This is a genomic window from Alloalcanivorax gelatiniphagus (assembly GCF_005938655.1).
Lineage (GTDB): Bacteria > Pseudomonadota > Gammaproteobacteria > Pseudomonadales > Alcanivoracaceae > Alloalcanivorax > Alloalcanivorax gelatiniphagus.
The window spans coordinates 94,224-117,436 of sequence record NZ_VCQT01000012.1 but is presented as its reverse complement, the minus strand read 5'-3'; the positions used below and the strand labels follow the sequence as shown (position 1 = coordinate 117,436).

General features: G+C 66.3%; 24 protein-coding genes. 6 read left to right on the top strand and 18 right to left on the bottom strand.

Features of this window, described 5'->3' with window-relative positions; genetic code table 11:
• Positions 1 to 60 precede the first annotated feature (60 nt).
• The 11 genes from FGS76_RS02525 to FGS76_RS02475 form a co-directional block, all read right to left on the bottom strand.
• On the bottom strand, positions 61 to 387 hold the full coding sequence (locus FGS76_RS02525) for a thioredoxin family protein (RefSeq protein WP_138771048.1): 327 nt from the start codon (positions 385 to 387) through the stop codon (positions 61 to 63).
• An 80-nt stretch (positions 388 to 467) separates the two neighbouring features.
• Complete coding sequence (locus FGS76_RS02520) at positions 468 to 1,094, bottom strand: DUF2238 domain-containing protein (protein WP_138771047.1); 627 nt, start codon at positions 1,092 to 1,094, stop codon at positions 468 to 470.
• A 159-nt stretch (positions 1,095 to 1,253) separates the two neighbouring features.
• Positions 1,254 to 2,684 (bottom strand): aldehyde dehydrogenase family protein, encoded by a 1,431-nt coding sequence (locus FGS76_RS02515; protein WP_138771046.1) that lies wholly within the window; start codon positions 2,682 to 2,684, stop codon positions 1,254 to 1,256.
• Between the two features lie 6 nt (positions 2,685 to 2,690).
• Complete coding sequence (locus FGS76_RS02510; RefSeq protein WP_138771045.1) at positions 2,691 to 4,202, bottom strand: tripartite tricarboxylate transporter permease; 1,512 nt, start codon at positions 4,200 to 4,202, stop codon at positions 2,691 to 2,693.
• A 4-nt stretch (positions 4,203 to 4,206) separates the two neighbouring features.
• A complete protein-coding gene (locus FGS76_RS02505; RefSeq protein WP_138771044.1) occupies positions 4,207 to 4,653 on the bottom strand; it encodes a tripartite tricarboxylate transporter TctB family protein in 447 nt (148 codons plus the stop codon).
• A 44-nt stretch (positions 4,654 to 4,697) separates the two neighbouring features.
• Complete coding sequence (gene hpaI / locus FGS76_RS02500; RefSeq protein ID WP_138771043.1) at positions 4,698 to 5,495, bottom strand: 4-hydroxy-2-oxoheptanedioate aldolase; 798 nt, start codon at positions 5,493 to 5,495, stop codon at positions 4,698 to 4,700.
• A gap of 12 nt (positions 5,496 to 5,507) precedes the next feature.
• Entirely contained in the window at positions 5,508 to 6,326 is an 819-nt protein-coding gene (gene hpaH / locus FGS76_RS02495) for a 2-oxo-hept-4-ene-1,7-dioate hydratase (RefSeq protein ID WP_138771042.1), read from the bottom strand.
• Positions 6,326 to 7,072: a fumarylacetoacetate hydrolase family protein gene (locus tag FGS76_RS02490; RefSeq protein WP_138771041.1), complete on the bottom strand. Its 747-nt coding sequence runs from the start codon at positions 7,070 to 7,072 to the stop codon at positions 6,326 to 6,328. Before FGS76_RS02490 ends, hpaH begins: the two co-directional genes overlap by 1 nt.
• The gene (locus FGS76_RS02485; protein WP_138771040.1) at positions 7,069 to 7,755 is read right to left on the bottom strand and encodes a fumarylacetoacetate hydrolase family protein; all 687 of its coding nucleotides are present in this window, start codon (positions 7,753 to 7,755) and stop codon (positions 7,069 to 7,071) included. The genes FGS76_RS02490 and FGS76_RS02485 overlap by 4 nt, the downstream gene beginning before the upstream one ends.
• 17 nt (positions 7,756 to 7,772) lie before the next feature.
• Positions 7,773 to 8,621, bottom strand: coding sequence for an IclR family transcriptional regulator (locus FGS76_RS02480; RefSeq protein WP_138771039.1), 849 nt, complete (start codon positions 8,619 to 8,621; stop codon positions 7,773 to 7,775).
• The gene (locus tag FGS76_RS02475) at positions 8,618 to 9,247 is read right to left on the bottom strand and encodes a flavin reductase family protein (protein WP_138771038.1); all 630 of its coding nucleotides are present in this window, start codon (positions 9,245 to 9,247) and stop codon (positions 8,618 to 8,620) included. Before FGS76_RS02475 ends, FGS76_RS02480 begins: the two co-directional genes overlap by 4 nt.
• A 337-nt stretch (positions 9,248 to 9,584) precedes the next feature.
• Between FGS76_RS02475 and FGS76_RS02470 the strand changes: the two genes are divergently transcribed.
• The 4 genes from FGS76_RS02470 (at position 9,585) to FGS76_RS02455 (ending at position 13,798) form a co-directional block, all read left to right on the top strand.
• Complete coding sequence (locus tag FGS76_RS02470) at positions 9,585 to 10,550, top strand: Bug family tripartite tricarboxylate transporter substrate binding protein (RefSeq protein WP_138771037.1); 966 nt, start codon at positions 9,585 to 9,587, stop codon at positions 10,548 to 10,550.
• Between the two features lie 28 nt (positions 10,551 to 10,578).
• Positions 10,579 to 10,971 (top strand): RidA family protein, encoded by a 393-nt coding sequence (locus FGS76_RS02465; RefSeq protein ID WP_138771036.1) that lies wholly within the window; start codon positions 10,579 to 10,581, stop codon positions 10,969 to 10,971.
• Positions 10,972 to 11,028: 57 nt separating this feature from the next.
• A complete protein-coding gene (locus tag FGS76_RS02460) occupies positions 11,029 to 11,904 on the top strand; it encodes an amidohydrolase family protein (protein ID WP_138771035.1) in 876 nt (291 codons plus the stop codon).
• Between the two features lie 823 nt (positions 11,905 to 12,727).
• A complete protein-coding gene (locus tag FGS76_RS02455; protein ID WP_138771034.1) occupies positions 12,728 to 13,798 on the top strand; it encodes a porin in 1,071 nt (356 codons plus the stop codon).
• A 63-nt stretch (positions 13,799 to 13,861) separates the two neighbouring features.
• Here FGS76_RS02455 and FGS76_RS02450 read toward each other — a convergent pair whose 3' ends face one another.
• From FGS76_RS02450 to FGS76_RS02440, 3 genes are all read right to left on the bottom strand, one after another.
• A complete protein-coding gene (locus FGS76_RS02450; RefSeq protein WP_138771033.1) occupies positions 13,862 to 14,449 on the bottom strand; it encodes a LysE family translocator in 588 nt (195 codons plus the stop codon).
• A 49-nt stretch (positions 14,450 to 14,498) separates the two neighbouring features.
• Positions 14,499 to 15,344 carry an AraC family transcriptional regulator gene (locus FGS76_RS02445; RefSeq protein ID WP_138771032.1) on the bottom strand — a complete coding sequence of 282 codons (846 nt, stop codon included), beginning with the start codon at positions 15,342 to 15,344 and terminating at the stop codon, positions 14,499 to 14,501.
• Between the two features lie 90 nt (positions 15,345 to 15,434).
• The gene (locus tag FGS76_RS02440) at positions 15,435 to 16,340 is read right to left on the bottom strand and encodes a LysR family transcriptional regulator (RefSeq protein ID WP_138771031.1); all 906 of its coding nucleotides are present in this window, start codon (positions 16,338 to 16,340) and stop codon (positions 15,435 to 15,437) included.
• Positions 16,341 to 16,454: 114 nt separating this feature from the next.
• Here FGS76_RS02440 and FGS76_RS02435 point away from each other — a divergent pair, with 114 nt between their 5' ends.
• Positions 16,455 to 17,207 carry an SDR family NAD(P)-dependent oxidoreductase gene (locus FGS76_RS02435; RefSeq protein ID WP_138771030.1) on the top strand — a complete coding sequence of 251 codons (753 nt, stop codon included), beginning with the start codon at positions 16,455 to 16,457 and terminating at the stop codon, positions 17,205 to 17,207.
• 12 nt (positions 17,208 to 17,219) lie between these two features.
• On the opposite strand, the gene FGS76_RS02430 is transcribed toward FGS76_RS02435, so the two are convergent.
• Together FGS76_RS02430 and FGS76_RS02425 are read right to left on the bottom strand one after the other, a co-directional pair.
• Positions 17,220 to 18,536: an NTP/NDP exchange transporter gene (locus FGS76_RS02430; RefSeq protein ID WP_138771029.1), complete on the bottom strand. Its 1,317-nt coding sequence runs from the start codon at positions 18,534 to 18,536 to the stop codon at positions 17,220 to 17,222.
• 2 nt (positions 18,537 to 18,538) lie between these two features.
• Positions 18,539 to 19,456, bottom strand: coding sequence for an aldo/keto reductase (locus FGS76_RS02425; RefSeq protein ID WP_138771028.1), 918 nt, complete (start codon positions 19,454 to 19,456; stop codon positions 18,539 to 18,541).
• A gap of 150 nt (positions 19,457 to 19,606) precedes the next feature.
• On the opposite strand from FGS76_RS02425, the gene FGS76_RS02420 reads away from it, so the two are divergent.
• Positions 19,607 to 21,172 (top strand): MFS transporter, encoded by a 1,566-nt coding sequence (locus tag FGS76_RS02420; protein WP_138771027.1) that lies wholly within the window; start codon positions 19,607 to 19,609, stop codon positions 21,170 to 21,172.
• Here the strand turns inward: FGS76_RS02420 and FGS76_RS02415 are convergent.
• Both FGS76_RS02415 and FGS76_RS02410 read right to left on the bottom strand, forming a co-directional pair.
• Complete coding sequence (locus FGS76_RS02415; protein WP_138771026.1) at positions 21,121 to 22,116, bottom strand: ABC transporter substrate-binding protein; 996 nt, start codon at positions 22,114 to 22,116, stop codon at positions 21,121 to 21,123. The two genes, FGS76_RS02420 and FGS76_RS02415, sit on opposite strands and share 52 nt — an antisense overlap.
• A 61-nt stretch (positions 22,117 to 22,177) precedes the next feature.
• The gene (locus FGS76_RS02410; protein ID WP_138771025.1) at positions 22,178 to 23,191 is read right to left on the bottom strand and encodes an ABC transporter substrate-binding protein; all 1,014 of its coding nucleotides are present in this window, start codon (positions 23,189 to 23,191) and stop codon (positions 22,178 to 22,180) included.
• Positions 23,192 to 23,213: the final 22 nt, after the last annotated feature.

Here is a 23,213-nt window from a genome sequence, read left to right as displayed (position 1 = left end):
GAATCCCGTCGTGCGCTGTGGTGGCGGTGATCATATGGGTAGGAGCGGCTTTAGCCGCGATCAGGCGGTGATGCGCGCCAGGGCCTCACGGATTTCGGCGTCGTCACGGGGCCGCACCAGCCGCGCCACCTCCTCACCGTCGCGCAGAAAAATCAGCGTCGGCCACAGCTTGACCCGGTACGAGCGCCCCAGGGGCCGGCCCTTACCGTCTTCCACCTTGATGTGTTCCAGGTCCGGGTACTCGGCCAGGGCCGCCTGGATCAACGGCTGGGCGGCGTGGCAATGGCCGCACCAATTGGTGCCGAACTCCAGCACCCGGGCGCCGGGGTGCGCGTCCACGGCGGCGCGGTCCAGGGTTTCCGGAGAGTAATGGGATTGATAGGCCATGGGCGTTGCTCCGCATCGGGGGCTCGGGTCGGCAAGCATACACCGACCGGGCCGGCACCCTTCAAGTGGGTGATGGCCGGTCAGTGGCGCCGCGCCCGCAGGGCACGTAGCGGCGCGGCCAGCGTCAGCGCGATCAGCCCGCCCAGCAGGGCCAGGGCCATGTCCTTCTGGGCGTCCCAGGGGTCGCCCTGGGTACCCAGGAAGGCATCGCTGCCATCCCCGAAGGCCACCGCCGCGCCCCATTCGATCAGTTCATAGATCATCGAGCTGGCCAGAATCAGGGAGAACGCGAAGAAACCGGCCCAGGCGCCGCGCAGGCCGACACCGTCGCGGCACAGCTGGCGCAGCGGTAGCACCAGCAGCACGCCGTACAGAAAATGCAGCACGCGGTCGTACTGATTGCGCTGCCAGCCCAACAATTCGTCGATGCTGAAGCCGGCCAGTTGCCGGGCCCAGGCGTCATAGGGCACCAGCGAGTAGGTGTAGTGGGCACCGATTTCGTGGAGCACCAGGAACAGGGTGATCAGCGCATAGCTGCCGGCGGAGAACCGGAACCAGCGGCGCGTGCCCCAAAGGGCGGCCAGGAACAGGGCCACCACGGCGTTTTCCATCAGCCAGGTTTCCCGCTCCACCGGCGCCACCGCCAGTACCGCCATCACCACCAGTAGGATCGCGGAGCAGGCCGCGAAGGTTTTGCGTTCGTCCATGTTTTTGCCGGCACCCGGTTCAACGTTTTTGGTGTCCGGAGCTTACCACTGGAGGGGAGGACGCCGAAGCGTCGCGCGGCCCAAAAGCATCGCGACTGAAGTCGCTCCTACCTCGTTCTTTAACCGTAGGAGCGACTTCAGTCGCGATGGGGGCCGAGATCAGGGCGCCACGTAGGCGGTTTTCACCGTGGTGAAGAATTCGGCGGCGTAGCGGCCCTGTTCCCGGGAGCCGTAGCTGGAGCCCTTACGGCCACCGAAGGGCACGTGGTAATCGACACCGGCGGTGGGGGTGTTGACCATCACCATGCCGGCTTCCGCGTGGTGGCGGAAGTGGCTGGCGTGCTTCAGGGACGAGGTGCAAATACCGGCGGACAGACCGAACTCGGTATCGTTGGCCAGGGCCAGGGCGTGCTCGTAATCGTCCGCCGCCAGAACGCAGGCCACCGGGCCGAAGATCTCTTCCCGGGCGATGCGCATGGTCGGGTCGGTGTCGGCGAACAGGGCCGGGGCCATGTAGAAACCGTCGCTGCCGCGCTGCAGACGCTCACCGCCGCACACCAGGCGGGCGCCCTCGTCGCGGCCGGTATCCACGTAACCCAGATCCTGGTCGAGCTGGCTCTGGTCCACCACCGGACCAATATCGGTGCCCTCACCCAGCGCATGATCCACGGTCAAACCGGCCAGGCGCCGTTGCACGCCGTCCACGAAGCGGTCGTGGATGCCCTTCTCCACAATAAACCGGGACGAGGCGGTGCAGCGCTGGCCGGTGGAGAAATAGGCCCCCTGCACCGCCACTTCCACGGCCCGGTCCAGGTCCGCGTCATCGAGCACCACCAGCGGGTTCTTGCCGCCCATTTCCAGCTGCAGCTTGGCGAAGCGGGCGCCAGCGGTGGCCATCACCCGGGCACCGGTGGTGCCGGAGCCGGTGAAGGTGATGGCGTCCACGTCCGGGCTTTCCAGCAGGGTCTGGCCGACCACGCTGCCACGCCCCATGGTCAGGTTGAAAACCCCTTCCGGCAGGCCGCTGCGGCTGATGATTTCCGCCAGCGCCCAGGCGGACCCGGGCACCAGGTCGGCGGGTTTGAACACCACGCAGTTGCCATGGGCCAGGGCCGGGGCGATCTTCCAGGCGGGAATCGCGATGGGGAAATTCCAGGGCGTGATAATGCCCACCACGCCCACCGGTTCCCGGGTGATGTGCACGTCCATGCCCGGGCGCACCGACGGCAGGGTCTCGCCGCCGGGGCGCAGCACTTCACCGGCGAAGAAGCGGAAAATCTGCGCCGCCCGGTTCACCTCGGCGATGCCTTCCGGCAAGGTCTTGCCCTCTTCCCGGGACAGCAACCGGCCCAACTCTTCCTTGCGGGCGGCCAGTTCCAGGCCAATAAAGTCCAGCGCATCGGCGCGGGCCTGAATGCCGCCCCGGCGCCAGGCCGGAAAAGCGGCCCGGGCGGCGGCGATGGCCTGGCGGGTTTGTTCGGCGTCGGCCTGGGCGTACTCATCGATCACGTCCGTGGTGTCGGAGGGATTGATGTTGGGCCGGGCGCCGGCGCCCCGGCTCCAGGCACCGGCGATAAAGTTGTTACGCATGATCGATCAATCTCCCAGGTTGGCCGCGCGCGCGGTGCGCTTGCGGAACGCGGCCCACAGCGGCAGCACCAGGAACAGCGCGGTAAGAATCAGGAAAATGGTGCTGGGCACGCTGTCAACGAAGGCCATGTAGTCACCCCGGGCCAACAGCAAACCACGGCGGAAATGCACTTCCATCATCGGCCCGAGAATAAAGCCGAGCAGCAACGGCGCCGCCGGGAATTTCAAGCGGATCAGGAAGTAGCCGACCACCCCGAAGAACAGCGCGGTGTAGATATCGAACACGCTGGAGCGCACCGAGAACACGCCGATGCAGATAAAGAACAGCATGGCCGGGTACAGCACATGGTAGGGAATCGACAACATGCGCACCCACACCCGGATCAGCGGCAGGTTCAGCACCAGCAGCATGATGTTGCCCACGCCAAAGCTCACCACCAGGCCCCAGAACATCTCCGGATTACTGGTCACCAGTTCCGGCCCGGGCGAAATACCGTGCAGGATCATGGCGCCGAGCAGCACCGCCATGACCGCGTCGCCGGGAATGCCCAGACTCAGGGTGGGAATGAACGCCGCCTGCACCGCCGCGTTGTTGGCGGATTCCGGAGAAGCCACGCCGCGCACTTCGCCCTTGCCGAAATTCTCCGGATTCTTGGCCAGTTTCTTTTCCGCCGCATAGGCCATGAAGGCGGCAATCGCCGGACCGGAGCCGGGCAGCGCGCCGACGAAGGCGCCAATGCCGGAACCGCGCAGGATGGTCTTCCACAGGCCGTTCCATTCGTGCCGTTTGGGCAGCATGGATTTGAAGGTCAGGCCACTGGCCTTGAGCGGGGAGCGTTTTTCCTGGCCCAGGTTGGCGAGGATCTCGCCCACCCCGAACAGCCCCATGGCCAGGGCCACCAGACTGATGCCGTCGGACAGCGCCAGCACGCCGAAGGTAAAGCGCTCGGTGCCGGAGGTGTCGTCGGTGCCCACCAGCCCCAGGGCGATGCCCAGCATCACCATGGTCATGCCCTTGAGCGGCGAGCCCACGGACAGGGTGGACGCCGCCACCAGGCCCAGCAGCATGATCGAGAAATAGTCCACCGCGCCGAAATCCGTGGCGAAGGACGCGATCATGGGCGTGAACCCCAGCACCATGAAAATCGCCACGATGCCACCGCAGAACGAAGAGATGGCGGCGGTGAACAGGGCCACGCCGGCGCGCCCCTGCTTGGTCATCTGGTTGCCGTCGATACAGGTGACCGCCGCCGACGCCGTGCCGGGCAGGTTAAGCAGAATGGCGGCGATGGAGCCGCCGTACTGGGCACCGTAGAAAATCCCCGCCAGCATGATCAGCGCGATCGGCGGAGACAGGTAATAGGTCATCGGCAGCGCCAGGGAAATCGCCGCCAGCGGACCGATACCGGGCAGCACGCCCACGAAGGTGCCGACCAGCACACCGACGAAACAGAACAGCAGGCCCTGCCAGGAAAACGCGACCTCGGCGCCGAGCGCCAGATTGTGAAGGATATCCATCAAATCACCACTCGAACGGGGCCACCGGAATGCCGAAGCCGTAAATGAACACCAGGACGCCGAGCACACTCAGCCCCACCGCGGTGGCCACCGCCGCCACCGGCCGCACCGGCTTTTCCGCCAGCGACACCAGCAACACCAGCGCCGCCGTGGCGGGCACCAGCCCGGCCCGCTCCAGCAAGGCGGCGAACGCCACGAAACCGGCGCTGATGGTGAGAATGGGGCGCGGAATCCAGAATTGCTCTTCGCTTCTTTCCGAATGCCACACTTCCAGCACCAGCAGCGTGGCGAACAGCAAAAGTACCGAGCCGATCATCACCGGGAAAAAACCGGGACCCATGCGGCGCAACGAACCCATGTCGTAGCCACTGCCCTGGACAATCACATAGAGGCCAAACAGGCCGAGCAGCAGCGCCGCGCTCACCTGCAACCAGTTAATGGAACGAGCCATTTATTATTCTCCTCCGAGGCGCCATGCGCGTTGTGAGAATAGAGTCAGTAACCGCCGGCCTGAGACGGCGACAAATGGTCCTTGAAACGGCGCGACAGGGCGTCCGTGGCCCGCGCCAGCAGGGCGGCATCCGCGCCCACGGCGAGAAACCGGCAACCGGCGGCGAGATGCTCCCGGGCCAGGTCCTCGTTGACGGTGAGAGCGCCGGCGGGCTTGCCCGCCGCCTGGATGCGTTTGAAGGCGTCCAGCAGGGCGGCGTTGACCTCCGGATGACCGGGCTGGCCCAGGTAGCCCATGTCCGCGCCCAGGTCGGCGGCGCCGATAAACACGCCATCGACCCCGTTCACGGCGGCGATCTCATCCAGGTTGTCCAGGCCGGCGCGACTTTCCACCTGCAGCAGCACGCACAATTGTTCGTGGCAGTGGTGTACGTAGTCCGGCACCCGGCCCCAGCGCGAGGCCCGCGCCAGGCCGGCGCCCACGCCGCGACGGCCATGGGGCGGGTAGCGGGTGGCCTCGACGATGGCGCGGGCCTGCTCGGCGCTTTCCACCATCGGTACCAGAAAGGTCTGCACGCCGGCGTCCAGCAGCGGCTTGAGGGTGTCGGCGTCGCCGTTCACCGGGCGCACCACCGGGTGCGTCGGATACGGCGCCACCGCCTGCAGCTGGTCGAGGATCGAGCGCACATCGTTGGGGCCGTGCTCGCCGTCGATCAGCAACCAGTCGAAACCGGCGCCGGCGGCGATCTCGGTGCCGTAGCCATTGGCCAGGGCGCACCACAGGCCGATCTGGGTGCGGCCTTGCAGCAGTGCCTGCTTGAAGGAATTGACCGGAAGATCCATAACCGCCTCCTGTCAGACGAAGCGCAGACCCAGCGCGCCGAGCGGGCCGTAGTCCACGTGGAAGGTATCGCCGGCGGACGCTGCCACCGGACGGGTGAAGGAACCGGCCAGCACGATCTCGCCGGCTTTCAGGGTGACGCCATGGGGGGCCAGCTTGTTGGCCAGCCAGGCGATGCCCTTGGCCGGGTGGCCGAGCACGCCGGCGGCCACGCCGGTTTCCTCCACCAGGCCGTTGCGGCTGCACACCGCCGCGCTCCAGCGCAGGTCCATGTCGAACGGACGAATGGTGCGCCCGCCCAGCACCACGCCAGCGTTGGCGGCGTTGTCGGAAATGGTGTCGAACACCTTGCGCGGGGCACCGCTGGCCGGGTCCACCTGACGCACCCGGGCGTCGATGATTTCCAGCGCCGGGATCACGTACTCGGTGGCACGCATCACGTCCAGCACGGTGCAGTCCGGGCCGGTGAGATCCCGTTCCAGCACGAATGCCAGCTCCACTTCCAGGCGCGGCACGATAAACCGGTCCACCGGAATTTCCGCGTTGTCCTCGAACAACATGTCGTCGAGCAGCACGCCGTAGTCCGGCTCGTCGATGCGCGCGGACAGCTGCATGGCCCGGGAGGTGAGGCCGATTTTGTGGCCCATCACCCGGCGGCCACGGGCCACTTTCATGTCTACCCACTGGCGCTGGATGGCGTAGGCCTCGGCGAAGCCGATCTCCGGGTATTGCAGGGTCAGATGGTCGATCTGGGTGCGTTCCTGCTCGGCGCGGTCGAGGCGCTCCGCCGCATCGCGGATGGCGGCGTCATCGAGTTTGGTCTGTGCGGACATCAGGGCTTCCTCTCGATAATGGTGTTGTGCAGGGCGCCAATGCCCTCGATTTCCGTGACCACCTCGTCGCCGGGCATCACGTTGACGGTGCCCTTGGGCGTGCCGGTGAGAATCACGTCGCCGGGCCGCAGGGTCATGAAGCCGCTGAAGTATTCGATCAGGAACGGCACGTCGAAAATCATGTCCTTGGTGGAACCTTCCTGGGTGGTCTCGCCGTTGACGCGGGTGGTCAGGCGCAGGTTCATGGGATCGGGAATGTCCGCCGCGTCCACCAGCCAGGGGCCGATGGGGGTGCAGTTGTCACGGCTCTTGATGCGGAAGTTGGGCCGGTAGAACCCTTCCAGGTAGTTGCGCACCGCGTAGTCGTTGGCCACGGTGTAGCCGGCGATGTAGTCGTAGGCGTCCGCCTTGGCCACGTTGCGCGCCGGCTTGCCGACCACGATGGCCAGCTCGCACTCATAGTGCATATTGGTGGCGTCCACGGGGCGCGGCGTGAACGCGCGGTGGCCGACCAGGGTGTTGGCGCCCTTCAGGAACACCATCGGTTCCTCCGGCGCCTTGGAAGCGATCTCGGCGGCGTGGTCGGCGTAGTTCAGCCCCAGCGCCAGGATCGTGCCCGGGGTCACCGGCGGCAGCCACACCACCTCGGTTTCCTCCACCCGGCGGCCGTCCGCCAGACGCAGCTTGCCGTTGTCTTCCCAGGCCTGCTGCACGCGGCCTTCGAATGCGATTCGGGCTTGTTTCATCGGGCGTTCTCCCCTTCGCGGACCAACGGATTTTCAAGACGACCCAGGCCGTCGATCTCCACCGCCACGGTATCGCCGGCGCCGGCCAGGGGCGCGTCCGGGGACACCCCCACCAGGATCAGATCACCGGGGTACAGGCTGGTGTAATCGGAGAGGTCGGCGAGCAGCGTGGCCACCGGCCGTACCAGTTCGGCCAGCCGCCATTGCTGGCGGCATTCGCCGTTGACCAGAGCGCGCACGGTGAGACCATCCGGGTCGGGCAGATCGGCGGCGTCCACCAGATTCGGGCCAATCGGGCAGAAGCCGTCCCGGCATTTCTGCTTGAGCGGCTGCCGGAACAGGCTCTCGTGGGGCACGGTCACGTCATTGACCAGGGTGTAGCCGGCGATGGCGGCGCGGGCCTGGTCGGCGCTGGCGCGGGTCAGGGTGTTCTTGATCACCACGCCCAGGGTGGCGCCCACGCGCACCTGGTCCACGTCGGCGGGGATCGGTACCGGTTCACCGGCGGCGATCTGGGTGTTCGGGGTTTTCACGTACATTACCGGGCCGGTGGGCGCGCCGTTGTAGGGCGCTTCGTTGATGGCGTCACCGAGCCGGTCCAGTTCTTCCTGGACATTGAGCAGGCAGCCGTAGACGGCACCGCTCAGCAGGGGCCCTCCCGGGCGCAGAGTCACGGATGTCATGGTATCTCCTGAAAACGTTAACGGCGGCGGGTCTGAATTTCGTTCAGTCGCTGGGCGATCAGTTCGGTTTGACGGCGGATCAGCGGCACCAGGATGGCCAGGCGCTCCGGGCTGAGCCGGTCGGACATGGCGGACACCGCCACCGAGGCCACCAGCTGCTGCTCGGCATCGAATACCGGCAGCGCCAGGGCGCGGGTGCCCGGCACCACGCCCACCTCGCTGTAGGCGTAGCCCAGGGAGCGGGTCTCGGTGATGCGGCGGCGAACCAGGTCCAGTTCCAGGCCGTGGCTGACCAGCCGTTGCTCGTTGCCGAGCAGCACTTCCTCGCAGTCATCCGGCTCGGCGAAGGCCATCAGCACCAGGCCGGATACGCTCACCCCCAGGGGGCGGCGGGCACCCACCTCGATGGACAGCACCTTGACCGGGTAATTGCCGGTCTTGCGGTCCACGCAGATGGAATCGAAACCGCTGCGGATGGTGAGAAACACGCTGTCGCCGCATTGTTCGGCGATGTGCCGCAGGTAGGGCTCGGCCACCGATTTCACCGGCACCCGGGCGGCCCGGGACAGGCCCAGCAGGGACACTTCCGGGCCCACCATGTAGCGGCGGGTATTGGGGTCCTGCTCCACCGCCTCTTCCTCGATCAGCACGCGCAGGATGCGGTGCACCGTGGGGCGGTTGAGGCCGGTCTGCTGGACGATATCGGTGATCCGCACGCCGTGTTCCTGCCCGGTGGCGAGGATGCGCAGAATCGCCACCGCCCGGCGGATGCTGCGCGCGCCCAGGGTTTTACCGCCCTCCCCGGCTTCGGTCCGGGTCGGTTCCCCCAGCTCGGTGTCCGGCGGAAGACCGTCGCCGGCGTTCATGATTCCGGCTCGATGACGCTCTTGGGCGTCTGTGACACCGGCTTGAGCTGGCGGATCTCACCCAGGGTGGCGTAGTTGGCGCCGGCGATGCGGCACACCGGCTGCAGGGCGCGGGTGTCGATGCGGCCGTTTTCGTAGAGCCGGTCGCTGACATGGATGCGGGTCACCCGGCCGACGAAGAACTCGGCGCCGGTGTTGCCGTAACCGGTCACGCTGTGCAGTAGGCATTCCAGGCTGATCGGCGCTTTTTCCAGGCGCGGCGGCGTCACCGTTTCCGACGGCAGCACCGTCAGGCCCAGGCTTTCCACTTCGCTTTCATGGGCGTCGTATTCCACCGCGCTGGCGTGCACGTCCTCGACCATGGTCCAGTCGGCGATATTGACCACGAACTGGTCCAGGGCCCGGATATTACGGGCGGTGTCCTTTTCACGGCCGGCCTTGCGGCCGATGTTGATACCCACCATCAGCGGGCTGTTGGACACGAAGGTGAAACAGCTGAAGGGCGCCAGGTTGACCACGCCGTCGGCGGACTGGGTGGTGATCCAGGCTATCGGTCTGGGCACCACGATGCCGCTGATCAATCGATAGCATTCCTGTGGCGACAGGGAATCGGTGTCGATTTGCATATTTATTCTCCTGGAAGTCGACCGGCCGCTCGATGGGCTAGCAGGAAAGCTAAGAGGGAGCCTGTGGCGAATCAACATGGCGCTGACAATAGTGTCCACTATGTGGACGTTTCAACCATAACCGATTCCGGGCCAGCCCCCGTATAAGCACCTTTCAGAGTATCCTGCGGTCCATGCCGATCCGGTGATGAACGCCTGCGTCCATTATGTGGACCTTCCGGGAATTTAACGGTTGCCGCCCCGGCGGCGGATTCCGGAAAGTATTCATTCACCCGCACCTTCCAATTGAAACCGGCGCCGAACACGGACGCCGGACAGAGAACGGAGAATAAAAACCATGCGTTTATTCCAACGTTTGACCACCCTGTTGATGCTGCTGTGCCTGGGCGTGGGCGCCCAGGCCGCGGACTGGCCCTCCAAACCCGTTCACCTGGTGGTGCCCTACCCGCCCGGCGGTAACGTGGACCTGGCCGCGCGCATCGTGGCAGACGGTCTGGAAAAGGAATTCGGCCAACCGTTCGTGGTGGAAAACCGCCCCGGCGCCGGTGGCATGATCGCCGCCTCCTACGTGGTCAAGTCCGACCCGGACGGCTACACCCTGTTCGTGGCCCCCAACGGCCCGGTGCTGTTCAGCCCCATGCTGTTCCGCAAGGACAACTACTACTGGAAGGACGATTTCGCGCCGATCGGCTCGATCTCGTTCGTGCCGCTGGTGCTGCAAAGCAATCCGGAGCTGGGCATGAAAAGCGCCGAGCAACTGTTCAAGTACGCCCAGGAACACCCCGGTGAACTGGCCATGGCCTCCCCCGGCGCCGGCACCCAGAACCACCTGATCAGCGAAATGATGCAGCGCCTGCTGAAAACCGAGTGGCTGACCGTGCACTACAAGGGCAACGCCCCCGCCACCACCGACCTGCTCGGCGGCCGCGTGGACTTCAACTTTGATCAGCTCACCGTGGCCAAGCAGTACGTGACCAGCGGCAAACTGACCGCCCTGGCGGTGACTTCTCCGGAGCGCCTGCCCGCCCTGCCCGACGTGCCCACCCTGAAAGAGCTGGGCTACTCGGATGCGGTATCGGAAACCTTCACCGGCCTGTTCGCCCCCGCCGGCACCCCGGACAAGATCGTCAACGAACTCAACCAGGCGCTGGCAAAAGTTCTCGCCGACCCGGCGGTGGTGAAAAAATTCGAAACCGCCGGCGCCGACGCCCGCGCCATGAGCGTGCCCGATTTCAAGTCGTTCCTGCAGAAGGAATACGACCGCTGGGGCACCCTGATTCGCGGCGCCAATATCCACCGCTAAGCCGCTTTTACCGAGAAGGAACGCAACAATGTCACGACGCCAGAGCGTGCACAGCGCCGGCTTCTCCCACCAGAACCCGATCCCGGCGGCCAGCCGGATCGGGGACCTGATGGCCACCGGCGTAATCAACGGCACCGACCCGGCCACCGGCGAACTGGGCGCCGATCTGAAAGCGCAATGCGCGTTCATGTTCCAGCACGTGCGCAACATCGTCGAGGCCGCCGGCGGCGGCACCGACGACATCCTGAAGATGACCGTCTGGATGCAGGACCGCTCCCAGCGCGAAGTGCTTAATGAGCAGTGGCTGAAGATGTTCCCCGATCCGGCTTCCCGCCCGGCGCGGCACGCCATTCAGAACCCGGTGGAATCCAAGTTTCTGATTCAGTGCGACGTGCTAGCGGTGATCACCGCCAGGGACTGATCTTTCCCGTGTACGGGCCGCCCCGCGGCCCTTCCATGTTCAATGGCAGGAGCCACCATGCCTGAGTATTACCCTTTTAATCCGGACCCGCGGGCACCGGTGGAAGCGCCGCCGGCGCGTACCTGCGACTCGCAGTTCCATGTGTTCGGCGATCCGGCGGTGTACCCGCCGCGTCCGGACGCGCCGTTCAAGATGCCTTCCGCCACCATCGACGCGGCGCTGAAAATGCACCGCGCCCTGGGCATCGAGCGCGGCGTGATCGTGCAGGCCACCACCTACGGCTCGGATCACAGTGTGGTGCTGGACGCCCTGAAAAAGGCCGGCCCGGACTACCGTGGCTGTGCCAACGCCATCGCGCTCAAGGAGCGGGATGACGGTTACATCGAGGAGCTGCACGCCGCCGGCGTGCGCGGCGCGCGCTTCACCTTCCGCAAGGAACTGGGCGTGGGCCTGTCACCGCAGGAATTCCAGCGCGCCGCCGGCCGGCTCAAGGAGCTGGGCTGGTACGTGAAGATCCAACCGGAGAAGGACGGCATTCTGGGCAGCGTTGAGCTGTACGAGAACCTGGATATCCCGGTGCTGATCGACCATCTGGGCCGCGCCGACGCCAACCTGGGCGTCAACGATCCCAATGTCCAGAAGACCCTGGAGCTGCTCAAGAAAGGCAACTTCTGGGTAATGCTTTCACTGGGTGAAAAGATCTCCACCCAGGGTCATCCCTGGAACGATGTGCTGCCGATTGCCCGCGCCTACATCGACGCGGCCCCGGACCGGGTGGTCTGGGCCAGTGACTGGCCGCACCCGCTGTCCAAGTCACCGCCGCCTAACGACGCGGAACTTCTGGAGCTGCTTTACCGCTACGCGCCGGACGCCGGCGAGCGGCAGAAAATCCTGGTCGATAACCCGGCGGAACTGTTCGGTTACAACGACTGACGCTGATTCAATCTCTCCCAAACCTCGGCCCGGTGTTTTTTAACCGGGCCTTTTTTTGGCTCATCGCGCTTTGGCGGGAAGTCTCTCCAGCCGGGGCGCGTCTCAGGGCGCGACGCCCTTCCGGGAACGCCGTGAACCCGTCCATGGGGGCTCCCTTTCGAACGTCCTGTTCTCAAGGGTCCCGGAAGGGCGTCGCGCCCTGAGACGCTTAGCAGTGATCTTCCACGCAATGAGTTCTACGGAGCCGCCACCACCACCCACCCTGGTTCATCGTTGTTCTTACCCGGAACGGTTCCGCTACCTCGAAGCGGAGCTGTGTGGGTGCCTTCCGGGACCCTTTTTGGCAGGGATGCCAAAAACGGGAGCGCCCATGGGTGAGGCAAGCGTGTTGCGAAGCACTGCTTCGCGCGCCGCCGAACGCCGCCCATCTGTGATGGGTGGCCGGACCGCTTGCGGGCTTGAGCGATCCCGGAAGGCACCCACACAGATTCGCGTCCCGGATAGAGAAGACCTCCCTCATCAATTTCCCGGCAAAGCGCGATGGACCCTTATTTTTCAGTGCTATTTCATTTCTGCATTCATGAACTCTTATCGTCTATATCGTGGACTTTTTCTTTTTTTCACGATTGCCGACAGTGCACCATAACGACAAAGTAACCCTCAAGGACGCGCACTTTCGGTGCATGCCCGATGACAAAAACCAGGAGTCATCCACACAAAAATCCGATAGCGAACCCGCCCGTCTTACTTGCCAGCGACAATCAAAAAAGGCGCTTTCAGCGGCGTCCCGGGGCGGTTTGTGCTTTTAAAAAGGTATCCAGCTATGAAACGTCATAACAAAACCTTCGCCACCCTGGCCGGTTCCGCTCTGGCCGGCGGCCTGCTGCTGTCCGGCACCGCCGTCGCCGCCCAACCGCAAGCCAAGTTCTACGGTCTGTTGGACCTGTGGGCCGGCAGCATCGAAAAGCCCGCCAATCAGGACAGCACCGCGCAACTGGCCGGCGGTGGCATGTCCACCTCGTTCCTGGGGGCCCGGGTGGACTACAAGGTCAACGAGGACGTCACCTTCATGGCCGTGGCGGAAATGTTCCTGCGCCCGGACACCGGCGAGGAAGGCCGCTACAAAGGCGACGAATTCTTCGGCCGCAACGCCTATATCGGCGCGTCCAGCAAGACCTGGGGTGAACTGAAAGCGGGCCGCACCAAGTCGCCGTTCTTCATTCCCATGGTGGTTACCAACTCGGTGAAGGACTCCTTCGCGTTCTCCCCGATGATGCTGCACACCTTCAACGGTGGTAACGGCGGCGCGGTGATGGGCGACACCACCTGGAACGACAGCATCAACTACACCACGCCCAGCTTCGGTGGCCTGAAGGCCAACCTGGTGTACGCCTTCGGCGAAGAGGAAGGCGAGAGCGGCGAAAACAAGGTGGGCGGTAACCTGATCTACCGGAAAGGCGGTCTGGTGGCCACGGTGGCGGCCATGCGCGTGCGCGAAGGCACCCTGGACAACGGCGGCGGCGCCGGTGAGCGCGGCAACATTCCCGGCGCCACCGACCAGGACGCGGCCATGGCCGGCCTGTCCTACAACTTCGGCGTGGCCACCCTGTACGGTCAGTACATGACCCTGGAGACCGACACCACCGCCGGCGATGTGGACACCGACACCTGGCAAGCCGGCGTGGCGGTACCCGCGGGTCCCGGCAACGTGCTGGCCTCCTACGCCAACTCCGACTTCAGCGGCGCGGTGGACTACGAGCGCAACACCTGGGCGGCGGGCTACGACTACATCGTCAGCAACCAGTTGGACCTGTACGCCATGTACCTGCACGACGACATCGACGACGTGGGCACCGGCTCCACCTACGGCGTGGGCGCGCGCTTCAAGTTCTAAGCCGCCTTCCCCGCGCGGGCTTCGCCGACCGGCGAAGCCCGCTACTCTTTACTACCATCCCGACTATCCGAACACCGCCACCCAGGCGGACAGCAGCAACAGCAACGCCATCCCCCGATTGAACCGCCGCATCCAGCGCGGATCGTGAATCCAACGAGCCGCCCCGGCACCGAGCAACGCCCACACCAGCACGCAGGGCAGCGCCACCACGAAGAACACCCCCGCCAGCACCGTCATCGACACGCCTTCTCCGCCGAACACCCCGGTGGCCGCCACCGCCATCATCCACGCCTTGGGGTTGATCCATTGCAGGCCGGCGGTGGCGATCAGCCCGAGACGGCCGCGCCGGGCGTCATCATCCTGGCTCACCGCCGGCGCCGCCCGGAACAGCTGCACCGCCAGCACCGTCAGCCAGCCCAGCCCCACCGCCGCCATCAGCACACGCACCGAAGGGTGCGCCGCCAGGGGACGGGCCAGGCCGGTGCCCACCAGCAGCAGCACCGAGGCGGCGCCGACGGCGGCGCCCACCACCATCGGCAGGGCCGCCACCAAACCGTGGCGGGAGGCGCAGGCGAGCACCAGGATATTGGTGGGGCCGGGGGTCACCGAGGCGACCAGCGCGAAGGGTATAAAGGGCAACAGGGATTCCATGGCCGTCAACGTAGCGAAAGGAATCGCCACTTTGCCGCCGCCCTCCCCGCTAGTCTGGAAGCTTTGTGCGGCGCCGGTAGTAGGCCGGGGTCATGGCGTAGGCGCGCCGGAACCAGCGGCCCAGGTGGCTCTGGTCGGCGAACCCCACCGCCGCCGCCGTGTCCGCCGGTGACCAGCCCGCCGCCAGCAGGCGGCGGGCGCGCACCAGCCGCAACTGCACCAGATAAGCATGGGGCGGCACCCCGAAGGCGGCTTTGAACGAGCGGGACAGGCGAAACCGGTCCACCCCGGCGGCGGCGGCCAGGTCGTCCAGACCCGGGTCCTCGGTGAGATGGGCGTGCAGATAGTCCCGGGCACGCCGGGCCGGCGAGGGCTCCAGCGGGGTCCGATCCGCCGCCGTCCGCCAGCGGGCATGGTCGGTGAGCCGGGCCAGCAGCCGGTCCACCGCGGTCTGGCGAACCAGGCGCATCTCGCCCTCCTGCAGCGCTTCGAACGCGGTGGCGATGGCCCCGGTCACCCGCCGATCGTCGCAGAGGGTGGCGGCGAAGCTCAGTTCGAAGGTGTCCGGGATCTGGGCGAACAGGCGGCCCATCTGATCGCGCAACCAGCCCGGGTCCAGATACAGCAACCGGTAGGTGAAGCCGCCGGGCACCGGGCCCACGCCATCATGCACCTGGCCCGGCTCCAGCAGCATGGCTCGGCCCGGCACGCTTTCATGGCGCACCCGGCCCACGTGAAAACGCTGCACCCCCTGCTCGGTGACGCCCACCGCATAGGTGTCGTGCCAATGGGGGTCGTAGGCGTGGCCCTCGAAATGGGCGCGGATCGTTTCGATGCCGCTGTCCGCGTCACGGCCGACGCGGACCCAGTTATCGCCTTGGGATGAGGTGGTCATGAACGGCTCTCCGCGCAGCAGCCCCTGAGTTTACACCGGGCACCGGCGCCGATTCTGGAAGATTCGTGCGGTGGTCCTTGCCGGGCACCGTTAAAGCGGCGCCAGGCTGGGCCGCAGCACCTCCGCCAGCCACTCCATGAACACCGCCGTGCGGCGCGGCAAATGTCGCCGCTGCGGGTACAGCAGGGTCACCGGCATCGGCTCCGGGCGCAGATCCGGCAGCACCGTCACCAGACGGCCGGCCTCCAGGTGCGGTCGCAGGTCCGCCTCCGGAGTCTGGACGATGCCCAGGCCGGCCAGGCAGGCGGCTTCATAGCTTTCCGCGCTGTTCACCGTGAGCGCGCCGTCCATGGGCAGCGAGGCGTAACCGTCCCCCTGGGGGTACTCGAAGCCCGGCGAGCCACCGCCCAGGCCGGGCACGTAATGGATCAGCCGGTGGCCGGCCAGATCCGCCAGGGTACGCGGCGTGCCATGGCGGGCCAGATAGGCCGGGCTGGCGCAGTTGACAATGGCGAACATGCCCAGGCGCCGGGCGAACAGATTCACATCGCCCACGTCACCGACCCGCAACACGCAGTCGAACCCTTCGCGGACCGGGTCCACGCGCCGGTCGGTGGCGCTCAGCTCCAGGTCCAGCAGCGGGTGGGCGTCGAGAAACTCCGGCAAGCGGGGGATCACGAATTTGCGGGCGGTGGAGCTGGGCATGTCCACCCGCAATCGCCCGGTCAGGGCATCGCCGCCCACCTGGAACATGGACGCCATATCATCCAGATCGGCCAGCAGATCCTTGGTCCGTTCGTAGAAGGCGCGACCTTCCAGGGTCAGGGCCACGCGCCGGGTGGTGCGCTGCAACAGCAGCACGCCCATTTCCTCCTCCAGCCGCTTCACGGCGGTGGAGGCACTGGCCTTGGGCAGCCCCAATTGCTCGGCGGCCACGGTGAAGCTGGCCAACTCCGCCACCCGGACAAAAGCCCGTAAATCCTGAACACGGTCCATCGCACGCCCCTTTGTTCGCATTCAGTGAACAGTCTTTACGGATTTCACCCATTTATTGGCTTTATGGCAATCAATAAAGTGGACGCCATCTTCCCAATTTGAACGGAGAGAACCATGACCCTTGCATTGATTACCGGCGCCAGTCGCGGCCTGGGCCGCAGCGCGGCCTTGCATCTGGCCGACCAGGGCAGCGATGTGATCCTGACCTATCAGCGCAACCGGGAGGCCGCCGACCAGGTGGTCGAGGCGATCCGGGCCAAGGGCCGCCGGGCGGTGGCCCTGCCCCTGGATGTGGCCGACAGCGACAGCTTTGCCGACTTCGTTGAGCAGGTGCGCGCCGCCCTGCGCGATACCTGGCAAACCGACCGGTTCGACCATCTGATCAACAACGCCGGCATCGGCATCAACACGCCGTTCGCGGAGACCAGCGAAGAACAGTTCGACACCCTGATGCGGATTCACCTCAAGGGGCCGTTCTTCCTGACCCAGCGATTGCTGCCGCTGATCGCCGATGGCGGGCGCATCGTCAATATCTCCAGTGGGCTGGCGCGCTTTTGCATGCCGGGCTTCGCCGCCTACGCCACCATGAAGGGCGGCATCGAGGTGCTGACCCGTTATCTGGCCCACGAGCTGGGAGAGCGCGGTATCGCCGTCAATACCCTGGCCCCGGGCGCCATCGAAACCGATTTTGGTGGCGGCGTGATCCGTGACAACCAGGAGGCCAACGCCCAGGTGGCCGGCGCCACCGCCCTCGGCCGCGTCGGCCTGCCGGACGACATCGGCGGCGCCATCGCCGCGCTGCTGTCGCCGGGCAACGGCTGGGTCAACGGGCAACGCATCGAGGTGGCCGGCGGCGTGGTTCTGTAAACCCGGCCGGGGTCAGCCGATACGTTCGCCGCGCGCCTCGCGGCGGCGTTCGGCGCGGCCCAACAACAGGCCGGTGGCGGCCCAGGCCAGGGCGATGCCGGCGCCGATGAACATGGCCAGCCCGGGCAATTCGCCGAGCAAATCCAGGCCCCGTTTCAGCCAGCCGCTGACCGCGTCGCCGCCCCGGTAGACCACCGTGTCGATAAAGTTCTTGGCCTTGTACTTCTGCTCCGGCGGCACCGAGGTGTACAGCATCTCCCGGCCGGGTCGGACCAGCGCGTACTCGCCGGCCCGGCGCGCCACCATGATCACCACGAACACCGAGAACACCGGCGACAGGGCCAGCCACAGGAAGCCGGCGGCGATCAGCACCGGCACCGCGGTGAGCAGCACGCCGATGCCCAGGCGCTGGGCCAGGCGTCCGGTGACGAACACCTGGGTCAGGATGGCGAGAAACTGCACCACCGTATCGATCAGCCCGAACACCTGAGTCTGGCGGGTGGGGTCCGGAAAGGTCTCCGCCACCAGCCGCGCCTGCTCGAAATAAAGAAAAGTGCTGACACTGGCCAGCAACACCACGAACAGAGCAATGCCCAGCAGGAATGGCGTGCGCAACACCTCCAGGGCGCCGTCGAAGGGATTGCCACCCAGGGCACGGCCACGCTCCGCCCGGGCCGGTTGCGCCTCGTCGTGCAATGGATGGCGGTCGCGCCAGCGGTACAGCCATATCCCGGCCACGGCGCTGGCGGCCAGCAGCAGCGCCGCCAGCAGCACCAGGCCGGCGTGCCCCACCGGTACCACCAGCAGGGTGCCGAGCCCGGGGCCCACCAAGCCGCCCAGGCTGGCGCCACCGGCGATGATGCCGAACAGCCGCTTGCCCTGGGCAATACTGAACACGTCCGCCAGCACGCTCCAGGCCAGCGACACCACCACCAGATTGAACACCGACAGCCAGATGTAGAAGGTGCGCGCCACCCCGACATGGTCCGGGGCCACCGCGAACAGCCCGGCGAACAACAGCAAATTGACCACAAAGAAACCGTAGGCGGCGGGCAGAATACGCCGGCGCGCCACCCGCGAGGCCAACCAGCCGAACAGGGGCAGCACCGCCAGGGTGGCCACGAAGGTGCCGGTGAACAACCACTGCAGGTTGTCCACGCCGCCGGCCACGCCCATGGTTTCGCGTACCGGCCGCAGCATGAAATAGCCGGTGAACAGCAGAAAGAACAGGGCCAGCCCGGCGATCACCGCCGGCGCCTCCGCCGGCTCGATATTGAACAGCCGCGCCGCCAGGCGCGGCAGTGGATGCCCGCTGCGCGCCGCCGCCACCGTTACCAGTCCATGGCCATCAGTTCACGTTGCCGGGCCTCGCTGAGCAGGGCGCCGCGGCCGGCTTGCAGATTGTCGCGCTGGTGCGCCGGCTTGCTGGTGGCGGGGATCACCGCGGTCACCGCCGGGTGGCTGATGGCGAATTTGAGGAACAGCTGGGCCCAACTTTCGGCGCCCACTTCGGCGGCCCAGCCCGGCAGCGGCCGGCCCTTGGTGGCGGCGAACAGGGAACCGTCGTCGAAGGCCCGGTTGATCAGCACCGCCACGCCTTTGTCCCGGGCCAGGGGCAGCACCTCCTTGGCGGCCTCCGGGGCGTTCACCGAATAATTGATCTGAATAAAGTCCAGGGGCTCGCGGCGCAGAATGGCGGCCATCTCGTCCAGGCCCCGTTCCAGGTAGTGGGTGACACCCACGTACTTGGTTTTTCCCTGTTCCTTCAACTCCCGGGCGTAGGGCAGCTGGGTTTTCCAGTGGCGCAGATTGTGCACCTGCAGCAGCTCCACATGGTCGGTGCGCAGCGCCGCCAACGATTGCGTCCATTGGCGTTCGGCGGCGGCGCGGCTGTCGGCGGCGATCTTGGTGGCCAGGAAGCACTGGTCCCGCCAGCCGCCTTCTTCCAGCAGCGCGCCGAGCACGCGATCGGCGCCGCCATAGTTGGGGCTGGTGTCGAACACGGTGGCGCCGCTGTCGAAGAAGATCTTCATTACTTCCTTGAGCCGCTGGTATTTGTCGCCGCCGATGTCCGCCACGAAACTGCCGGAGGTACCGGCGCCGATCACCGGCAGCGTCTCGCCGCTGGCCGGAATCGCCCGGCTACGCAGCGCCGCCGGTTCGCCGGCCCGGGCCGGCCCCGGCAGGCCCATGGCCAGCGCCACCCCGCCCCACAGGGCACCATTGAGAAAATCACGACGTGTCACCATGTTGTCCTCCTTCCCTGTCCGGGATCTCCCTGTTTTGCTTATGGTGTCGCGGGATTGACCGCGATCTGACGTACAATGCCCGCCCGCCGGCTCAGAGTCACCCGGCCCCCGTGTACATACCGTGATCGATTTCCCAGTAGGAGCTTCCCGATGAACCGCCCTCAGCCCGCCCCCGCCAGCCGCCGTGAATGGCTGGGCCTGGCGGTTTTGATGCTGCCCACCGTGCTGCTGGCACTGGATATGACGGTGCTGCATCTGGCGGCGCCGCACCTCAGCGCGGAGCTGCGCCCGACCAGCTCCCAGCTGCTGTGGATCCTGGATATCTACGGTTTCATGATCGCCGGTTTCCTGGTCACCATGGGCACCCTGGGCGACCGCATCGGCCGGCGCCGGCTGCTGCTGGGCGGCGCCACCGCCTTTGGCCTGGCCTCGGTGATGGCGGCGTTCGCGCCCAGCGCGGAAACCCTGATCCTGGCCCGCGCCCTGCTGGGCGTGGCCGGCGCCACCCTGATGCCCTCCACCCTGTCGCTGCTGCGCAATATGTTCCAGGTGGACAGCGAGCGCACCCTGGCGATCACCGTGTGGATGACCGGCTTTATCGTCGGCAGCGCCATCGGCCCGCTGGTGGGCGGCGCCCTGCTGGAGTTCTTCTGGTGGGGATCGGTGTTCCTGCTCGGGGTGCCGGTGATGGCCCTGCTGCTGATCACCGGCCCCTGGCTGCTGCCGGAATTCCGTGACCGGGACGCCGGCCGCCAGGACTGGACCAGCGCCCTACTGTCGGTGGCCACGGTGCTGGCGCTGATTTACGGCCTCAAGGATCTGGCCCGCAACGGCCCCGGCCTGCTGCCGCTGGTGGCGGTGCTCGCCGGCCTGCTGATCGGCGCCCTGTTCGTGCGCCGCCAGCGGCGCCTGGCCACGCCCATGTTCGACCTGGCGCTGTTCTCCAATCGGGATTTCAGCACCTCCGTGGGCGCCATGATGCTGTCCATTCTGGCGCTGTCCGGCGCCTGGCTGATGGTGTTCCAGTACCTGCAGGGGGTGCTCGGCCTGTCGCCGCTGCACGCCGGCCTGACCATGCTGCCGCCGGCGGTGCTGCAAACCGCCCTGTCGTTACTGATTCCGCGCCTGACCGGCTATCTGCCGCGCTGGCAATTGGTCAGCGGCGGGCTGGGGCTGGCGGTGTTCGGCTTTGTGGCGCTGATCGGCGTCAACAGCCTGGACGACCTGTGGCTGCTGATCACCGGCATGACGGTGATGGGGCTGGGGGTGATGCCGATGATGATCCTCGGCACCGATATGGTGGTGGGCGCGGCGCCGCCGGAAAAGGCCGGCGCCGCTTCGGCCACCTCGGAGACCGCCACCGAACTGGGCATGGCCCTGGGGGTGGCGGTGATCGGCAGCCTGGGGGCGGCGGTTTACCGCCACCACATGCTGACCACCCTGCCCGAGGGGCTGACCCCGGAGCAGGCGCTGGCCGCCGGTGACACCCTGGGCGGGGCCGTGGGTGCCAGCGCCGGCCTGTCGCCGGCCCTGGCCGAGCCGCTGATGGCCGCCGCCCGGGCGGCCTTCAACGCGGCCCTGCACACCAACGCGGCGGTGGGCGCGGCGATCATCGCCGCCACCGCCCTGCTTACCGCCTGGCGGCTACGGCCACGACGGGATGATCAGGGCACGAAGCGGGTGGAGAAGGCGTCGTCCGGCAGCTCGTCCAGATAGCCTTTGTCCATCACCCGGTTGGCGCGCTCGGCGAACGCCTTGAGACCGTCGATGTACTGCTCGTTCCAGGTGGTGGCGTAGTCACGGGTGACCCGCTCGGCGAGCATGTCGATGCCGGCCTGATCCAGGCCCAGCTTCTCGCCGTAGGCCTGGAACACCTGCGGGTGGCTTTTCACGTAGGCCACCGCTTCCACCCAGCCTTTCAGGAAGCCGGACAGCGCTTCCGGGTGGGCCTCGGCGAAGTCGTCGTTGGTGGCCAGGGCGATCCACAGGAAGTCGTCGCCGGTTTTCTCTTTGTAGATGTCGCCCAGGTTACCAATGCTGCGGTACTTGCCGGAGGCGATGGCCTTGGTGGCCAGCGGGTCGAACAGCAGGCCGGCGTCGATGTCGCCACTGTCCAGCAGGGTGGGGATAATGCCCGGCCCCACGTACTGCAGGTTACCGTCCTTGGCCGGGTCGAACTGGTAGAAGTCGTTGAGCACCACCCGCAGCAGCACCGTGGCGGTGCCGGCGGCGCCGGCGTAGGAAGCCACCCGCTTGCCCTTCAGATCTTCCAGCTTGTGGATATCGGAATCCGCCGGCACCAGCACGTCCAGGCTGGTGCCACGGCCCACCGGGTAGATGTTGAAAACCGGGAAGCCCTGGGCACGGAACTGGGCGAAGCCGGTCCAGCCGCCGAAGCCCACGTCCACCTGCTTGCCACGAATGGCATTGAACAGGCCGTCCAGCGTCGGGTAGCCCTTGTACTTCAGGTCCACGCCGTATTTATGATCAAGCCCCTGATCGATCATCACGTGGGAGGCGATGCCGTTCAGGGACTGCGCCATATCGCCAATGCGGATTTCGGTATCGTCGGCCCGGGCGTTCAACGCCAGCGTGCACAACGTGGCCACCAGCAGCAGCGCCCCCAGCAGAGTGTTTCTCATCAAACCTTTACCGTTCATGGATCTGTTCTCCCAGCTTTATCGTTATGTGATCAAAACCATTAAAAAACTGTTTCGCCCTTCACCGGTCTTGGTCCGGGTCCGGCACGAAGCGGGTGCTGAAGGCGTCCTCGGGAACGCTCTCCAGATACCCTTTGCCCATCACCCGCCGGGCGCGCTCGGCGAACCCCATCAGGCCGTCGATATAACGGCGGTTCCAGGGCGAGGTGTCGTAGTCGAGAATGGCCCGTTCCGCCAGCAACCGCACGCCGGCTTCATCCAGCCCCATGCTCTCGCCGAAGTCCTTGAACACCTGCGGGTGGCCTCGCACATAGGCCAGCGCTTCCACCCAGGCCTGCAAGAAACCGGCCATGGCGTCGGCGTGGCTGTCCACGAACGAATCATTGGTGATCATGGCGATCCACAGGAACTCATCGCCGGTGCGCGCTTTATAAAGCTCGCCCAGATTACCGATGCTGCGGAACTTGCCAGACGCCATGGCGCGGGCGGCCATGGGGTCGAACAGCAGGCCGGCGGCCACGTCGCCGCTTTCCAGCAGGCTGGGAATGACACCGGGGCCGGCATATTGCAGGTCGCCGGTGGTGGCCGGGTCAAAGCCGTAGAAATCGTTAAGCAGCACTCTCAGCAGCACCGTTCCGGTGCCCGCCGCGCCGGCATAGGACACGATGCGTTTGCCCTTCAGGTCTTCCAGGGTTTGCAGGCCCGAATCCACCGGCACCAGCACGTCCAGGGTGGCGCCCCGGCCCACCGGGTAGACATTGATCACCGGGTAGCCCTGGGCCCGGAACTGGGCGAAGGCGGTCCAGCCGCCGAAGCCCACATCCACCTGCTCGCCGCGCACCGCGTTGAACAGCCCCTCGATGGTCGGATAGGCCTGCCGCTCCAGGCGGATGCCGTGTTTCTTGTCCAACCCCTGGTCGACGATCACCTGGTACACCACGGTGATCAGCGACTGGGGCATATCGCCCATGCGCACCGTCGCCACCTCGGCCCGGGCGGTCACCGCCAGGGCGCCGATCAGCAGCCCCACCAGCGCCCAACCAAGGGCACGCCCCCGTGTTTTTTCTTTGTACATGGTGTTCTCCTTTCTCGTTGTT